This window comes from Vibrio sp. V19_P1S1T109 (assembly GCF_002241375.1).
Lineage (GTDB): Bacteria > Pseudomonadota > Gammaproteobacteria > Enterobacterales > Vibrionaceae > Vibrio > Vibrio anguillarum.
Map to the genome: position 1 here is coordinate 1 of NZ_NDIM01000067.1, position 16911 is coordinate 16911.

Consider the following 16911-nt stretch of genomic DNA (forward strand, 5'->3'; position numbering starts at 1 on the left):
TTTCTAGTTCTTATTGGGTCAATATATGAAGATAATGTTAATAAAGATAGTGTTTTTTATACGAGGGGGATCGAATCATAAAAACAAGCAGCTAACCCAAAAAAACCTAGTTATTTCGGATGGTTAGATATTCTTTGATTCATAAAAAAACCGCATAACCTTTCGAGTTATGCGGTTGAGACTAGGAAATAGTAGTCGATTTATAGTTTGAAGAAGGCGAGCTGCGCTTTTTGCTTCTCGGCCAATTGTGACTGCTCCATGCTGGGAGTTTAGCAGAGGCAATAATTGTTAGATCCGTTAAAAAATGACCACTCGATGAGTGGCCATTAAACCATTAACAATATTTCAAAAATCACCCAATAAGGTTATTTTCTAAGCGCATTCAGTTTGGCTTGTGCTAAACCGAAGATGGTATCAACCGGGTAGCTGCCATCTTCTGTTGCTTCGCCTGCGGGTTTGCCAGTAAAGAGCTCAACCGCTTCAGTGACATGTTCAATAGCCCAGATATTGAACTCCCCTTTCTCGACCGCTTTAACAACGTCAGCGCGTAACATCAGATTGTGCATGTTTGAACGAGGAATGATGACACCTTGTTGGCTGGTGCGCCCTTTGATTGCACACACATCAAAGAAACCTTCAATTTTCTCATTCACACCGCCAATCGGCTGCGACTCACCAAATTGGTTCATCGAACCTGTGATCGCAATATCTTGGCGATTAGGCCGTTTAGAAAACGCAGACACAATCGCACAGAATTCGGCCATGCTGGCACTATCACCATCCACACCACCGTATGATTGCTCAAATGTGATGGTCGTGGTGAGTGGTACGCGCGCCGTACGGCCAAATACCGAAGAGAGATACGCGGATAAAATCATCACACCTTTAGAGTGGATACTGCCACCCAGATCGACACTGCGCTCGATATCGATAATGTCACCATCGCCATAGGAAGTGGTGGCGGTAATACGGTTTGGCGCACCAAACATATGATCGCTGGTGCTCAATACCGACAGCGCATTCACCTGCCCGACCGCCATGCCTTGCGTTTGGATTAGCGTTGTACCGTTAACATACGACTCCATCACACTGTCTTGCAGGCGGCTCACACGCATCTCTTGGTTGCTGAGCGCCTCTTCGACATGATTCTGGCGGATCATGTTTGAATTCGCCTGCTTCGCCACATAGTTAGATTCGCGTAACAAATTGGCAATATGCGCCGAATGAAGTGACAGTTTGCCTTGATCGCCCGTTGTACGTGAACTGTGTTCAATGATGCGTGCAATCGCTTTACGGTCGCAATGCAGCATATTGTTGTCGTGCACTATGCTCGAAATAAAACGCGCGTAATGTAGCTCGGTATCGGGCGTACGTTTCATTTCATCTTCAAAATCGGCCGTTACTCGAAACAATTCGCTAAATTCAGGATCGTAATGAGTCAGCAGCTGATAGGTGTGGTAATCACCAAATAGGATGATTTTCACATTTAGCGGGATAGGCTCTGGGTCAAGTGAAACCGTCCCTGTTAGCGTGACCTCTTTTTCCAAAGAGGTAAAACTCATTTGGCGTGAACGCAGCGCGCGCTTTAAACCGTCCCAAACATAGGGCTGCTCAAGCACTTTCACCGCATCCATCAACAGCACACCACCATTGGCTTTATGTAAACTACCCGCTCGAATTAACGAAAAATCGGTAAATACTGTGCCTTTAAAAGTCGCCGTTTCGATATAACCAAATAGAGAGTGGTAGTTCGGGTTCTCTTCTACCACGATCGGTAGCTTGTCTGAAGGCTGGCTGACCAGCACATTGACTTTGTAGCGACGCGGCAGACGCTTATCTAAAGAAGCTGTCGCGACTTCGCCTTGCTCACTGTCTTCATCTAAAAAAATGTCCGCATTATCGACGATGTCTTTTTGTAACTCCGTGAGATACGTTTTGATGTCTGGGTAGCCAGAATAATCTTGCTTAAGCTGCTTAATAAAGTGGGTAATGACGCCAAGCGTTACTTCATCATTGAGCTTTTTGATCTTCTCACTGTAGGAGTCTTCCCATTCTGTCAGTTGACGTACCATATTGCGTAGGCTGATTTCTAGCTCATCAATGGTATGGCTAAAGTGCTCTTGCTCTTTTTTAGACAAGGCGTCAAAGGACTCTTCGGTGTGCATCTCTTCACCGTTCATCGCAACAAATTGATAGTCGCCTTGAGTGGTGATGGTTAAGCTAATGCCTTTATCTTTGGCTTCTTTACTGATGCTATCCAATTCACTTTGCTGTTTTTGTGCCATCTGATTTTTCAGTTTATCGGCACGAGCAAAGTAAATCTCGTTATCAAAAGCTAACGGGATCGCATTGACCAACTTATTCATTAACTTTTCAATGTCTTGCTTGAGTTTAACCCCAATACCCGAAGGTAACTTCAGCACTTTTGGGGTTCGAATATCGCTGAAATTGGCCACATAACACCAATCAAACAACGCATCGACATCATGCTGATGGCGGTTTAAATAGCGCAAAATCATCGTACGTTTGCCCAACCCATTACGGCCAATAGCGTAGATGTTGTAACCCTTCTCTTTGATCGACATTGCAAATTCGACCGCTTTTTGCGCCCGTTCTTGCCCCACAATCTCATCAACTGGGTCTAACTCCTTAGTTGATTTACAAGGGAGTTTTTCTAACTGGGCAACGTGGTAGAGCTGCTCTGCATTCAATCGTTGAATCGCCATCACTCCGCTCCTTAGCTTTTGGATTCTTGTTGTAGTTTGACCTAAGTGTAGAAGCAATTCATTTATATTTTAGCGAGTTACACCTTATTCGCGTTTAACCGAACAAATAATAAACAATCACCACACTTAAAATCGCAAATAACAATTATTTGCATTTGATAATAAATTGCATTTAAATAAGTGAACGCCGTCATTCTGGAGAATTGAGTATGGACTTACAACAGTGCTGGACAAGCTATCTCAAGGCTGAACAACTATTAGCGCAGGGGCATTGGCCACAAGCACACTGTTTGTTTGAAGATGTACTGCATCATATGCCAAGCCATATTCAATCAGCGCTAAACTGCGAACATACAAAACCTTGCCAGTTGGTGTGCTTGATCTCTGGGCTATGTGATGCTGCTGTTTCTCAATCTGAAATTTTCAACCACTTGGGCCAGCATAAACAAGCCTTTGATGTCTTAAATCAATCTTATGCTCTGCTGCAGTTTACTGCGATTGAGCCCAATGCCTTGGTTAACCGCCTTGCCAACGTACTCACCAAACAAAGCGATGACTTGCTCAAACATATGGGTGCTTTTTGTTCAGCGCAGCGCAGTGCGACTTGGATGTTGGAGTTCGAACACGTACAAAAAGCGCACCACTATTTCAACCAACTCAAACGTTATAACCAAGTACAGGCTCAAGTTCCGTCGTCAAACTGTCATTGTTCAACTGAATAAGCACCATAGAGTTACCATTCCGGATAAGACTGACCACCTAGCATCATTCACAGCCGCTATAAGTAACGTGCTGTGGTCAGGGGATGAGACTTAGGCAGAACGTAACCTCTCACCCTGAAAATGTGTCGAGATGGCATGAGAATTTAATCGATTGCGTTATCAATAGTTGATGTATGTCAAATTGTCGTAGACAATACGCACCCGAGTCTAGGGGCGATCCCTGGACTACGTTCTGCACTTTTGGAGGAGCGCATTGGTTTTAACTATCGACATTATAGTTAGAGCCTATTTTCTATTTTTGCATGACGCTGCTACCGTTGGCGCATGCTAAATACCTCGTTTTTAAGGGAAAGATGATGGTAATACCTGAAAACAGCAGTATTGTGATTTTTGGTGCTTCAGGCGACTTAACCTATCGCAAGCTTATACCTGCTCTGTATCACTTGTTCGCCAGTGATCAACTGCCGAAATCCTTTGCTATTCTGGGTGTCAGCCGAACCCAATACAGCGATGAGTCATACCGTGAAAAATTAAAGCGCTCTCTTCAGGAAATGGAAAAGACCGTCCCAGATATTCTCGACGCCTTTTGCGAGCACTTGCATTATCAAGCGATCAACACTTCAGATGTTGCAGAATACGCGCAGCTCGCCACGCGTCTTGACTCTTTGGCTGAGCAATACCAATTCACGCAACGCAACACTCTGTTCTATCTCGCGACGCCGCCGAGCCTTTATGGCGTCATCCCGGCCAATCTCGCAGCGCATGGATTAAATAGCGAAGCGCAAGGTTGGAAGCGTTTAATCATCGAAAAACCGTTTGGTTATGATCTCGCATCGGCTCAAAGCCTTGATATCGAAATTCATCGCCATTTCCAAGAACACCAGATCTACCGTATCGACCATTATTTAGGCAAAGAGACGGTACAAAACCTGTTGGTTTTCCGTTTTGCTAACGGGATGTTCGAACCTTTGTGGAACCGCAATTTCATTGACTATGTCGAAATTACAGGCGCAGAATTTTTGGGCGTCGAAGAACGCGGTGGCTATTACGACGGTTCTGGTGCGGTGCGTGATATGTTCCAAAACCATTTACTGCAAGTGTTAGCTATGGTTAGCATGGAGCCACCAGCCGCCATTAATGCCGATTCAATTCGTAACGAAGTCAATAAAGTGCTGCAAAGCCTGCAACCGCTTTCTGATGATGACCTACGCCACAACCTCGTACTGGGGCAATATACGGAATCGGAAGTTCGTGGCCAGTTTTTACCCAGTTACCGTGATGAACATGGTGTGGCAGCAGATTCGCGCACTGAAACTTATGTCGGTTTGAAAATGTTTATCAATAACTGGCGCTGGAATGGCGTGCCATTTTATGTGCGTTCAGGTAAACGTTTACCAACGCGTGTCACCGAAGTGGTCATTCACTTTAAACGTACGCCACACCCTGTTTTTGGGCAAAATGCCCCTGAAAACAAGCTCATCATCCGCATTCAGCCCGATGAAGGCATTCAAATGAGCTTTGGTTTGAAGGAGCCAGGTGCGGGCTTTAAAGCCAAAGAAGTCTCCATGAACTTCCATTACACATCACTGGAAGAAACCAAGATGTTGACCGCTTATGAACGGCTCCTTTTGGATGCGCTCAACGGTGATGCAACTTTATTTGCGCGTACCGATGCCGTAGAAGCGTGTTGGAAGTTCGTGCAACCTATTTTGGATTTTAAACAAGACCCTCAATCGCTGTTTGGCTATGCCTGTGGCACGTGGGGACCAAAAGAGTCCGATTTGCTGCTACACAATGATGGCCGCGCGTGGCGCTTCCCGTGTAAAAACTTGACCGATACGGATTACTGCGAATTATGATCAATCATAAAATTTTTCAAACCCCAGAACAGGTGGTTGAAACGCTCGCCAATGAAATGCAACGCTATAGCGAGCAAGGTCAGCCAGTTCATATCTCCCTTTCCGGTGGCAGCACACCCAAAATGCTGTTCAAATTATTGGCCAGTGAACCTTATGCACAGGCGATTGCATGGCAAAACCTGCATTTTTGGTGGGGTGATGAACGCTGTGTTGCTCCTGACGATGCCGAAAGCAACTTTGGTGAAGCCAATACACTGCTGTTTAGCCAAGTGAACATTCCACCTCAAAATATTCACCGTATTCGCGGCGAAGATGATCCACAAACCGAAGCTAAGCGCTTTGCCGATGAAATGGCAAAAGTCATTCCATCCGTCAACGGTACTCCTGTTTTTGATTGGATTTTGCTCGGTGTTGGCGCAGATGGCCATACGGCATCCCTGTTCCCTAATGTGACCGACTACGAGGATGAGAATTTATCTTTAGTGGCAACGCATCCGGAATCAGGCCAACTTCGTGTCTCTAAAACAGCGAAAGTGTTGGAAGCTGCAAAACGCATTAGTTACCTCGTTCTTGGCGCAGGTAAAGCCGAGATCGTACACGAAATTCACACCACGAAAGCCGAGGATCTTCCTTATCCGGCTGCCAAAATTAAATCAACAACTGGCGAAACAGAGTGGTTTTTAGATTCAGATGCCGCAACAAAGATTGCGTGAAGGAGAGAAATAAATGAAAGGTGATATCGGTGTAATCGGCCTAGCAGTGATGGGCCAAAACCTTATCCTAAATATGAACGACCACGGTTTTAAAGTGGTAGCTCACAACCGTACCGCGGCAAAAGTCGATGAGTTCCTAGCAGGTCCAGCGAAAGACACCAATATTGTTGGTGCTTATTCACTGCAAGAGTTAGTCGACAAACTGGCGACACCTCGCAAAGTGATGCTGATGGTGCGTGCGGGCCAAGTCGTGGATGATTTCATCGACCAACTGGTTCCGCTACTCGATAAAGGCGACATCATTATCGATGGTGGTAACACGAACTTCCCAGACACCAACCGCCGTGTTGCAGCACTGCGTGAAAAAGGTATTCACTTTATCGGTACAGGCGTTTCTGGCGGCGAAGAAGGGGCACGTTTTGGCCCATCTATCATGCCAGGTGGCGCACCTGAAGCTTGGGAAGCCGTGAAGCCAATTTTCCAAGGTATCTCAGCAAAAACCGAAGCTGGTGAACCTTGCTGTGATTGGGTGGGTAACGACGGCGCGGGCCACTTCGTTAAAATGGTACACAACGGTATCGAATATGGCGACATGCAGCTAATTACCGAAGCTTATCAGTTTATGAAAGACGGCTTGGGTTTAAACCATGATGAAATGCAAAAAGTGTTTGCTGATTGGAATAAGACCGAGCTCGATAGCTACCTAGTGGAAATCACCGCTGATATCTTAGGCTACAAAGACGAAGATGGTGAAGCTCTGGTTGAGAAAATCCTCGATACTGCTGGCCAAAAAGGCACAGGGAAATGGACGGGCATTAACGCACTCGATATGGGTATTCCGCTGACGCTGATCACTGAGTCAGTCTTCTCTCGTTGCCTTTCAGCATTGAAAGATCAACGTGTTGCCGCCGAAGCGCTGTTTGGTAAGAGCAATATGCAGATCGAAGGTGATAAACAAGAGTGGGTTGATGCACTTCGTCAAGCGCTACTTGCGTCTAAGATCATCTCTTACGCACAAGGCTTTATGCTAATGCGCCAAGCGTCTAACGAGAATGGTTGGAATCTTAACTACGGTAACGTGGCATTGATGTGGCGTGGTGGTTGTATCATCCGCTCCGCATTCCTGAGCAACATTCGTGATGCGTTCGAAGCTAACCCAGAAATCGCCTTCTTAGGTTCAGATGCCTACTTCAAGGGCATTTTGGATAACTGCCTAGCGGCTTGGCGTAAAGTAGCGGCCAAATCAATGGAAGTCGGCATTCCAATGCCATGTATGACCTCCGCGCTCACTTTCTTAGATGGCTACACCACCGCTCGCTTACCGGCTAATTTACTGCAAGCACAACGTGATTACTTTGGTGCTCACACTTATGAGCGTACTGATCGTCCACGTGGTGAATTCTTCCACACAAACTGGACTGGTACAGGCGGAAATACGGCGTCTACCACTTACGACGTATAAAAAATTCGGCTTACGATGAAAAAAGGACTAGCTAAGCCCCTTCATCTACGCCTATAATTTGACCGTCATGGAGGATGTTAACTAGGTTAACATCCTCTATTTTTTTGTTTCCAAAACTACATGAGATCCAAAGATGACCATCAATAAGTTCTATGTACTTGTCCCACAGGCTGTGGAAGAAGACACTCATAGGGAAAATGAAGTTCAATCTGCTATGGAAGCTCAACGTCAGGCATTAGTGCAACAAGCGCAGAAACAAGGCGCAGTAGCATAATCCATAAGCAGAGTGTGGCAACACGCTCTGCTTATCACTCCTCTCTACCTCATCTATAGGCATATCGTTTGCCAATCATGACTCACGAAATACTCCTTTAAGTGATCAATCAAAGCTCTGACAGCGGGTGATAAATGACGCCGAGAAGGATATAAAGCGTAAATGTCCATTTTCTTCGGTTGCCAATGCGCTAACACCTGCTGTAAGTCCCCCCTTTCTAACGCACCCTTGGCTAGATAAGTCGGCTGTAAAGCAACGCCCATCCCGTGTATAGCCGCATGTAACAAAGTGGTGGCTTCATTCGCAGTTAGCTGGCATGGCACCTCCACCGATTGATGCTTATCATCTTGTTTTAAATGCCAAATATGTCGCTCAAAGTTTTTGTATCCAAGACAACGATGCTGTGAGAGATCGCTTGGTGTGAGTATTGGCTCACAGCGCATGAGATACTCAGGAGAGGCAACCAATACAGAATCACATTGGGCGATAGGGCGCCCGATTAAAGAAGGATCGGGATCGGCTGCAATACGGATCGCTAAATCAATTCGCTCTGCAATCAAATCTGCGGTTTTATCCTGTACATCAATATCAATTTCGATATTTGGATGCGTATTCAAAAAAGGTTTAACGGCCGGGATCAGTTGAGAAAAGCCAAACGACATGCTGGTCGCAATCCGGATTTTTCCAGATAACGACTGTTGATCCATCAACTGATGTTCTAATTGCTGCGCTTGCTCGACCCATAATTTTATCGCGTCTAGGCATTGAACTCCTGCTGATGTGAGCGATACTTTTCGTGTGGTTCGGTTTAATAACCGAGCTTGTAACCAAGTTTCCATGGTTTCAACATGCCGAGTCACCATAGGACGAGAAATATCCAGCCGTTCCGCTGTCGCCGTAAAACTTTGGGTAATCGCTATATCTAAAAAGACCTGAGCTGCTGTGAGTTTGTCCATGATTAGTTCTAATTAAGAAACAATGATGTCAATTATTAGCTATATATCCGAACAAGTCTAATTCGTATGATAGCTCCCGAACCGATAACATACTCTTTGGATAAATAATCATGAAAACACTGACTCTACTTACAGCAACCACACTCATCAGCAGCACCGCGTTTGCAGCACAACAACCTTTGACACTTGACGTCTACAATGCAGATGGCAATAGCTTCCATGTCAACTCCACTTTGGTTTATGGCGAAACAGAAGCGATGGTGGTTGACACTGGCTTTACTAAAGCCGACGCACTCCGTATTGCAGCAAAAGTACTCGACTCTGGCAAAAACCTAACCACGATTTTTATTAGCCAAGCTGACCCTGATTACTACTTTGGCGCTGAAGTACTGCATGACATGTTTCCACAAGCGAAAGTGCTGACGACGCCTGGCGTACGTGCAACGATTGCAGAAAAACTCGAAGGTAAACTGGCATTTTGGGCTCCAAAAATGGGTGCAAATGCCCCTGTAAAACCAATACTACCAACGGCTTATAATGGCAAAACCTTAACCATTGATGGGCAAACTATTGAAATTCGCGATGCGGATGGAGCATTAGCGCATCGTCCTTATTTATGGATACCAGCCAATAAAGCGATTTTAGGTAACGTCGCGGTATACGGAAATGTTCATTTATGGATGGCTGATGCACAAAGTGATGCGAGCCGCCAAGCTTGGGCGCAACAACTTGATCAAATGAAAGCACTCAAACCAAACGTAGTGATCCCGGGGCATATGACTTCTGGAACAGCGCTTGATGCTTCTTCAATTGAATTTGCACAACAATATCTTATGGATTTTGCTAAAGCCAAAGCAAACAGCAAAGACAGCGCTCAGTTAATTCAAACCATGCAAAACCTTTACCCTAATGCTGGCCTACCAATGGCTTTAGAAATTGGTGCCAAAGTTCATATGGGTGAGATGAAATGGTAAACGTCCACTATATTTTCGACCCAATGTGTGGCTGGTGTTACGGAGCAACCTCTCTGATTCAGCAGTTGAATGAAATGAGCGGAATCAAACTGCACCTTCATCCGGGTGGAATGATCGAGCGATCGCCTCTTTCAGATGGTTTTCGCCAACATGTACTGCAAGCTGATCAGCGCATTGCTCAGCAAACAGGAGCCGTATTTGGGGAAGGTTACATCACCAAAATCAAAAGTGGCGAAACCGTGATATTGGACTCATACGTTACTGCTCAAGCCATTATTGCAGCGCAATTACTCGGTGTATCGCCAAGTGTTATGCTCAAAAGCATTCAACAAGCGCACTACCAGCAAGGTTTGCCTGTGGCCGATACTGACACATTGGCACTGTTAGCCCAATCGCTTGACCTAGAGCCAAATCAATGGGAACAAGCGATGGAGCAAGCCAAAGCTCAGTTACCAGAGCAGTTAGAGCAGACGCAAAGCTTAATGGCGCAATATCAGCTTTCTGGTTTTCCCTCGATTGTGTATGAAGCAGAGGGGCAATGGCGAACCGTATCTGTTAGCCATTTCTATAATCGACCGCAGCAATGGGCTGATTTCTGGAAAAATATGACTCAGTAATTAGTGCCTCATCCCTCTCTTTAGAAAAGAGAGGGATTTTTCCATCTACTTGTTCATCATTTTGATGCTTTTACGCACCACTAAAGTCGGCTCTAATTGGACAATTTGCGGTTCGAGCGCTTCGTTTTCTAAACGGGCAAGTAAGGTGTCAACTGCCGCTTTACCTAAACGATATTTGGGTTGATGAATAGTGGTTAGAGCTGGCGACATAAAACGGGCGATGTGAATATCGTCATACCCCATCAGCGAAAGATCTTCAGGAATGCGGATCCCTTTTTCATTAGCTGCATTAATCACACCCATTGCCATCATGTCATTAGAGACAAAAATCGCACTCGGCAATGGCCCTTTAGCTAACATTTTATTGAACGCTTCGTAGCCACCTTCACATTCAAAATCGGATTCCACAATCCAATTGGGATAAATGTCCAAACCTGCTTCCAAGACAGCGCGCTTATAGCCTTCATAACGCATTTGAGCTTGATGTCGAATCAATGGCCCGGTAATGCAACCGATTTCTTTATGACCGCACTCAATCAAATAGTTCGCCGCAATATAACCACCACGTAAAGAGTTATCTTGTATTTTATCGCTAGGAAAGAGCATTGGGCCCCAATCCATCACCACGACAGGGATATCTGGGTAGCGTTCAAAAACGTCAATCCGCTCACCTTCTAAGGTGGAACACATCAAAAGTAAGCCATCAACGCGCTTTTGCAGCAGCGTGTTGATAGAGGCTTGCATCCTCTGGCTATCCCCTTCGGTATTACACAAAATAAGGTTATAACCTTTGTGATAGCAACTGCGCTCTACCCCTTTGACCACTTCGCCAAAAAAGGGGTTAGTCGAAGTGGTCACTAACATACCAATGGTGCGCGTTCGGTTCATTTTGAGACTGCGAGCCAATGCTGACGGGGCATAGTTCAGATCTTGCGCGGCTTTATTGACACGCTCAGCAATTTCATCGCTCACATAGCGAGATTTATTAATGACATGGCTGACGGTAGACGTGGATACGCCGGCTAATCTTGCAATATCTTTCATTGTCGCCATGTCTGTTTTTCCTATTCTATTGATGCTGAGCGAGAAACGCGTCCACTTCTACTCGGGTGGGTATTGAGGTTTGCGCGCCAAAACGGGTAACAGAAATGGCTGCCGCAGCATGCGCAAATTTAATGGCTGATTCTAAAGGCATATCTTCCAACAAACCCGTTACCAAAGCACCGTTAAACGTATCACCTGCCGCGGTGGTGTCTGTCACATCGACTTTAAAACCAGCAATCAGTTGACCACGCCCATTTTGGCTTAGCCAAACGCCTTTTGCACCTAAGGTGATCAAGACGATTTCAATCCCTTTTTTATGCAGTTCATTGGCCGCTAACTGCGCCGTGTGATCATCATCAACCGTGATCCCCGTTAAGCGCTGCGCTTCCGTTTCGTTTGGTGTGATCACATCGACACATTCTAGCAGAGTATCAGGCAGATCTCGGGCAGGCGCTGGGTTTAAAATCACATTGGTACGATTTTGTTTGGCGATTTGCGCAGCTTTAATAATGCCATCGATTGGCGTTTCCAGTTGCATCAATAAATATTTGGCCGCACCAATGGCGGCTAAATCCGGTTCAATGGCATCAGCCGTCAGCTTGTCATTCGCCTCTGCCGAAATACAGATGCTGTTTTCTCCGCTGTCCGAGACTTGGATCATCGCAATGCCCGTCGGACAATTGGGCTGCATTTTAACTCCCGCAATGTTGATACCATCGAGCTTAAAATTCTCACGAATATTGATACCGAATGCATCGTCACCCACGCAGGCAATAAAACCGATGTCCGCTTTTAATCGCGCGGCCGCTACAGCTTGGTTAGCCCCTTTACCACCGGGAATAACTTGATAATGACGACCATGCAGCGTCTCGCCCGGGCGAGGAAATGAAGGCACTTGCAAAACATGGTCAGCGTTAACACTACCTAATACCACTAACTGATTCATAATTTGTCCTTTGTTCATGAGTGAACATGTTTGAAATAGAGCTGGAGAGGTTTGGCTTTTGTGGCTTCACCTGAAAAAACAAACCTATCGAGCCTGATTACTGGTTATTGATGGCTGAGGGGTTATAGAAGAGGTAGCTCTCTACGAGCCAGTAAAGAGCTACCTACAGCAAAGATTATTTGCTGATGATTTTTAGAGGAACCGGAATGTACTCATCCACTTGTTCGCCTTTTAGCATTTTATCGGCCGTTTCAATGCCAAGTGCACCAATCATGTCTGGTTGTTGAGCAACAGTCGCAGCAAGTTGGCCGCGTTCTACCGCCGCGATACCATCGTCGGTACCATCAAAACCGATGATCATCACCTCTTTGCCTGATGCTTGAACGGCGCGAAGTGCACCCAATGCCATTTCATCATTTTGGGCAAATACGGCTTGAACATCTGGGTTTGCCGCTAGCAGGTTTTCCATTACATTCAAACCTTTAGTGCGGTCAAAATCAGCAGGCTGGCTAGCAAGCAGTTCCATTTCACTGCCTTTCACCGCGTTCATGAAACCTTCTCCACGCTCACGAGCCGCCGATGTGCCGGCAATCCCTTCCAGTTGAATGACTTTGGCTTTTGCACCGATTTTTTCGACGATAAAGTGACCGGCCATTTCACCACCGACTACGTTATCAGAAGCGATGTGGCTCACAACATCACCACGGCTTGCACCGCGATCCAGTGTCAACACTGGCACTTTAGCGCGGTTGGCCATACGAATGGCGTTAGAGACGGCATCAGAATCGGTTGGGTTGATCAAAATCGCTTTAACGCCACGAACGGTTAAGTCTTCTACGTTTGATAGCTCTTTGCTTGGATCATTTTGTGAATCCAAGACGATCAGGTTGTAGCCTAGCTCTTTCGCTTTCGCTTCTGCGCCATCTTTCATGGTGACAAAAAATGGGTTGTTCAGAGTGGATAGTACAATCGCCATGGTGTCTTGCGCATGCGCAGCCACAGAGACAGTGGTGGAAAGTAGAGCAGCAGAGATTAAAGTTGCAAGTTTTTTCATCTTTATAGTCCTTTTTGTAGGGGCCGTTTTAAAGCTAATATGGCTCGCTTTAAAACGGAGGTTTTCTATCGTGTTACTTATTTTTGTTATCCACGAGTACCGCGAGCAAAATAACCACGGCTTTCGCAATCATTTGGTAGTAAGAAGAGACATCAAGCAGGTTCAGCGCGTTATTAAGAAAGCCGATGATCAGCGCCCCAATTAACGTGCCCATAATGCGTCCTTTACCACCCATCAAACTGGTACCACCAAGTACAACGGCAGCGATGGCATCCAGCTCATAACCCATACCAGCAGTCGGTTGCGCAGAAGAGAGGCGAGACGTGACGATGATGCCAGCCAGCGCAGCCAATAGACCACAGATGGCGTACACACCAATTTTCACGCGATCCACATTAATGCCTGACAATCGAGTCGCAGACTCATTGCCACCTAGCGCGTAAACATAGCGGCCAAAACGTGTATGGTTGAGTAAGTACCAAACCGCAGCAAAGACCACCACCATCATCCACACCGGAACGGGAATACCCAACGCGTAACCTGTACCAAACCAAGCAAAAGCATCTGCAGTATCGGTAAAACCTGTCGAAATTGGACGCCCATCGGTATAAACCATGGTCACACCACGCAGTAAGGTCATAGTGACTAAGGTGGCAATAAACGCCTGCACTTTACCTTTGGCGATAATGATGCCGCTAATCGCACCCAGTGCCGCGCCAGCAAGTAACGCTGTAGGGACTGCGATAATGACGGGAATCTCAAGACCAATCATGGTTGCAGCAAAAGCGCCGCACAACGCCAGTACCGAGCCAACACTCAAATCGATACCTGCCGTTAGAATAACCAAGGTCATCCCCACAGCGATAATGGCGTTGACTGAGGTTTGGCGCAAAATGTTCAGTATGTTGTCAACCGTGAAGAAATTGGGGTTTAAAAAAGAGACAACGACCACTAAAAAAAGCAAAGCAATCAGTGATTTTTGCTCAATGAGCCACTCTTTACTGATCCATTTTCTGCGGTTAGTTTGGGTTGAATTACTCATGCTGTTACTGCTCATGCTGCTTCCTCATTGATCTTTTTGCCTACCGCACAGGCGAGTAGAATCTCTTGGTTGGCTTGTTTGGCACAAAATTCGCCGCTGATTCGACCTTCATGCATCACCAAAATTCGGTCACTCATCCCTAGCACTTCTGGCATCTCTGACGAGACCAAAATAATGCTCATCCCTTCGGCTTTAAATTGGTTAATCAATTGGTAAATCTCTTTTTTGGCTCCGACGTCAACCCCGCGTGTGGGTTCATCCAAAATCAAGACTTTAGGACGTGTCATCAACCCTTTCGCAATCGCTACTTTTTGCTGATTGCCACCGGACAAATTGCCAATGATTTGATCACGAGATGGCGTTTTGATGTTGAATAGGCGAATAAAATCTTCCACTGCGATGACTTCATCACTGTGTTGAATTTGTACACCTTTGCTAAATTTATTCAACGCACACAGTGACATGTTCTCTTTCACCGACAGGCCAAGAACCAAACCGTCCCCTTTGCGATCTTCTGAAATATACGCGATACCGTTTGCAAGGCCATCTTGTGGGCTGACTGGGTTGATGGTTTTGTTCTCAAGGTTAATCACGCCTCGCTCACTGGGCAGCGCGCCGTAAATCACTTTCATTAATTCAGTGCGCCCTGCGCCCATCAAACCCGAGACACCGAGGATTTCACCTCGTTTGAGCGTAAAATTAATGTCATGCACACCTGAGCCCGTAAGGCCTATCACTTCAAGACAAGTGTCGCCGTGCTTTACCTCAATACGTGGGTACTGTTCTTCTAATTTCCGGCCGACCATCATCTCAATCAGGCCATCTTCATTGGTGTCAGACACTGTGCACTGGCCAATGAATTTTCCATCACGTAACACGGTAATATCGTCACAAATTTCAAAAATTTCTTTCAACCGATGTGAGATATAAACAATGCCGCAACCTTGTTCACGCAGCTCGTTAATCACATTAAATAACGATTCAGTTTCGGTATCCGTCAGCGCATCCGTCGGTTCATCCATGATGATCACTTTCGACTCAAATGAGAGCGCTTTTGCAATCTCAACCATCTGTTGCTCACCAAGGCTTAAGTCACCCAACAAGGTCTTGGAGCTGTGTTTAACGTTTAAACGAGCCAGTAGTTTGTCGGCTGCTTGGTACATTTCATTCCATAAAATTCGCCCCATCGCACCGGTTATCTCTCTGCCTAGAAAAATGTTTTCAGCAATGGTTAATTCCGGAATCAAATTCAACTCTTGGTGAATAATGCTGATGCCCGCTTGTTGTGAATCTCGTGGGCCTTTAAAGGCGGCTGGTTTTCCTTGGTAAGTGATAGAACCCGCATCCAATGAATAGATACCCGTCAACACTTTCATTAAGGTTGATTTACCCGCGCCGTTTTCGCCCATCAACGCCATCACGCGGCCGGGGTAAACATTGAGGCTAGCTTTATCGAGTGCTTTCACGCCGGGGAACGCTTTTTCAATCTCACTGAGCGCTAAAATTGCTTGAGTCATAGTGGATCCTCAATCGCGGCTTAAAACACGACGCCTGCTTGAAAAATAACATTCGCATACGGCGTACATTCGCCTGTTCTTACCACGGCGCGGCTGCGCATAGTGCGCTCTTTAAAATCTTGATGAGAGAGGTAAGTGACAGCAATCGCTTTCTCGCATAACTCCTCTTCCGCTTTCAGCTCAGCAAGCAGTGCTTTGTGATGCTCAGGGCTTACTTGTGCAAACTCTTCAGCAATGATCACACCTTCAATTTGAGATTCAGAAAGAATCACGCGGACCGTGTCAATAAAACCGGGAATACCGTGAGTTAATGCTAAATCAATACGCTGCACTTCATCAGGAATGGGCAAACCTGCATCACAAATTGTGATTTCGTCGGTATGCCCTAAAGTAGCCACCAAGTAAGAGAGTTCTGAGTTTAATAGGGTACTTTTTTTCATTGTTATACCTTCACGTTAGGCTTTATGTTTCGCTTTTTGACACCTTTCTATCACTCTTGAATCGTTCAAGAAAATCTCATCGAAACGTTTCGATGAATCCTAGCGTAGCAAAAATAATTTGCACGATGCGAAAATAGGTAATGTGATTTTGATCGTTGATTAGTGAGCTGAGGAGTAAAAAAGAGTGAGGATCATCACTGAGTGATTTGTCATTAGATGCCCATTTTTAGCATAGGATTAACACTGAGACCGTGATTTTCGGTATAGTCACTCCGAACAAAAATCGCATCCATTTGGAACTCAAACATGAAAAAAATAGCCTTGGTATTGTTTACTGCATTCTCACTCGCCGCCTGCTCAGAAGTGGGCAGCGAAGCATGGTGTCAAGATATGAAAGAGAAACCAAAAGGCGAATGGAACGCCGGGCAGGCGGTGGATTATGCAAAGCACTGTGTCTTCCAATCACAAATTGGCAGCGACGCGTGGTGTGAAGATATGAAAGACAAGCCAAAAGGTGATTGGACAGCGAATGAGGCTGGCGACTTCGCTAAGCATTGTATTTTTT

At 45.8% G+C, this 16911-nt stretch carries 16 protein-coding genes; 8 read left to right on the top strand and 8 right to left on the bottom strand.

What is annotated here, in order from left to right:
* Window positions 1-365: 365 nt before the first annotated feature.
* Window positions 366-2726 carry a Lon protease family protein gene (locus B9J87_RS03295; protein WP_026027772.1) on the bottom strand — a complete coding sequence of 787 codons (2361 nt, stop codon included), beginning with the start codon at window positions 2724-2726 and terminating at the stop codon, window positions 366-368.
* A gap of 209 nt (window positions 2727-2935) precedes the next feature.
* Here B9J87_RS03295 and B9J87_RS03300 point away from each other — a divergent pair, with 209 nt between their 5' ends.
* The 5 genes from B9J87_RS03300 to B9J87_RS17710 all read left to right on the top strand — a co-directional run bounded on the left by B9J87_RS03300 (window position 2936) and on the right by B9J87_RS17710 (window position 7756).
* Window positions 2936-3448, top strand: coding sequence for a hypothetical protein (locus B9J87_RS03300; protein ID WP_026027597.1), 513 nt, complete (start codon window positions 2936-2938; stop codon window positions 3446-3448).
* A 356-nt stretch (window positions 3449-3804) separates the two neighbouring features.
* On the top strand, window positions 3805-5307 hold the full coding sequence (zwf, locus tag B9J87_RS03305; RefSeq protein ID WP_026027771.1) for a glucose-6-phosphate dehydrogenase: 1503 nt from the start codon (window positions 3805-3807) through the stop codon (window positions 5305-5307).
* On the top strand, window positions 5304-6020 hold the full coding sequence (gene pgl, locus B9J87_RS03310; RefSeq protein WP_088729785.1) for a 6-phosphogluconolactonase: 717 nt from the start codon (window positions 5304-5306) through the stop codon (window positions 6018-6020). Before zwf ends, pgl begins: the two co-directional genes overlap by 4 nt.
* A gap of 13 nt (window positions 6021-6033) precedes the next feature.
* A complete protein-coding gene (gnd, locus tag B9J87_RS03315; protein WP_017044907.1) occupies window positions 6034-7482 on the top strand; it encodes a decarboxylating NADP(+)-dependent phosphogluconate dehydrogenase in 1449 nt (482 codons plus the stop codon).
* Window positions 7483-7615: 133 nt separating this feature from the next.
* On the top strand, window positions 7616-7756 hold the full coding sequence (locus tag B9J87_RS17710; RefSeq protein ID WP_017050239.1) for a hypothetical protein: 141 nt from the start codon (window positions 7616-7618) through the stop codon (window positions 7754-7756).
* A 53-nt stretch (window positions 7757-7809) separates the two neighbouring features.
* Here the strand turns inward: B9J87_RS17710 and B9J87_RS03320 are convergent, their stop codons facing one another.
* Window positions 7810-8712 (bottom strand): LysR family transcriptional regulator, encoded by a 903-nt coding sequence (locus B9J87_RS03320; RefSeq protein ID WP_094149347.1) that lies wholly within the window; start codon window positions 8710-8712, stop codon window positions 7810-7812.
* Between the two features lie 110 nt (window positions 8713-8822).
* Here B9J87_RS03320 and B9J87_RS03325 point away from each other — a divergent pair, with 110 nt between their 5' ends.
* Both B9J87_RS03325 and B9J87_RS03330 read left to right on the top strand, forming a co-directional pair.
* Entirely contained in the window at window positions 8823-9686 is an 864-nt protein-coding gene (locus B9J87_RS03325) for an MBL fold metallo-hydrolase (RefSeq protein ID WP_013868170.1), read from the top strand.
* Window positions 9680-10303 carry a DsbA family protein gene (locus tag B9J87_RS03330; protein ID WP_094149348.1) on the top strand — a complete coding sequence of 208 codons (624 nt, stop codon included), beginning with the start codon at window positions 9680-9682 and terminating at the stop codon, window positions 10301-10303. Before B9J87_RS03325 ends, B9J87_RS03330 begins: the two co-directional genes overlap by 7 nt.
* A gap of 45 nt (window positions 10304-10348) precedes the next feature.
* Here the strand turns inward: B9J87_RS03330 and B9J87_RS03335 are convergent, their stop codons facing one another.
* The 6 genes from B9J87_RS03335 to rbsD all read right to left on the bottom strand — a co-directional run bounded on the left by B9J87_RS03335 (window position 10349) and on the right by rbsD (window position 16346).
* On the bottom strand, window positions 10349-11356 hold the full coding sequence (locus B9J87_RS03335) for a substrate-binding domain-containing protein (protein WP_013868172.1): 1008 nt from the start codon (window positions 11354-11356) through the stop codon (window positions 10349-10351).
* A gap of 16 nt (window positions 11357-11372) precedes the next feature.
* Window positions 11373-12293: a ribokinase gene (gene rbsK, locus B9J87_RS03340; protein ID WP_026027770.1), complete on the bottom strand. Its 921-nt coding sequence runs from the start codon at window positions 12291-12293 to the stop codon at window positions 11373-11375.
* Window positions 12294-12468: 175 nt separating this feature from the next.
* On the bottom strand, window positions 12469-13347 hold the full coding sequence (gene rbsB, locus B9J87_RS03345; RefSeq protein ID WP_010320543.1) for a ribose ABC transporter substrate-binding protein RbsB: 879 nt from the start codon (window positions 13345-13347) through the stop codon (window positions 12469-12471).
* Window positions 13348-13420: 73 nt separating this feature from the next.
* Window positions 13421-14389: a ribose ABC transporter permease gene (gene rbsC / locus B9J87_RS03350; protein WP_010320544.1), complete on the bottom strand. Its 969-nt coding sequence runs from the start codon at window positions 14387-14389 to the stop codon at window positions 13421-13423.
* Between the two features lie 11 nt (window positions 14390-14400).
* Window positions 14401-15906 carry a ribose ABC transporter ATP-binding protein RbsA gene (gene rbsA, locus B9J87_RS03355; RefSeq protein WP_094149349.1) on the bottom strand — a complete coding sequence of 502 codons (1506 nt, stop codon included), beginning with the start codon at window positions 15904-15906 and terminating at the stop codon, window positions 14401-14403.
* Between the two features lie 20 nt (window positions 15907-15926).
* Window positions 15927-16346 (bottom strand): D-ribose pyranase, encoded by a 420-nt coding sequence (rbsD, locus tag B9J87_RS03360; RefSeq protein ID WP_013868176.1) that lies wholly within the window; start codon window positions 16344-16346, stop codon window positions 15927-15929.
* Between the two features lie 306 nt (window positions 16347-16652).
* Between rbsD and B9J87_RS03365 the strand changes: the two genes are divergently transcribed.
* Window positions 16653-16911: DUF3012 domain-containing protein (locus tag B9J87_RS03365; protein WP_017050233.1), on the top strand; the 259-nt coding region annotated here is incomplete at its 3' end.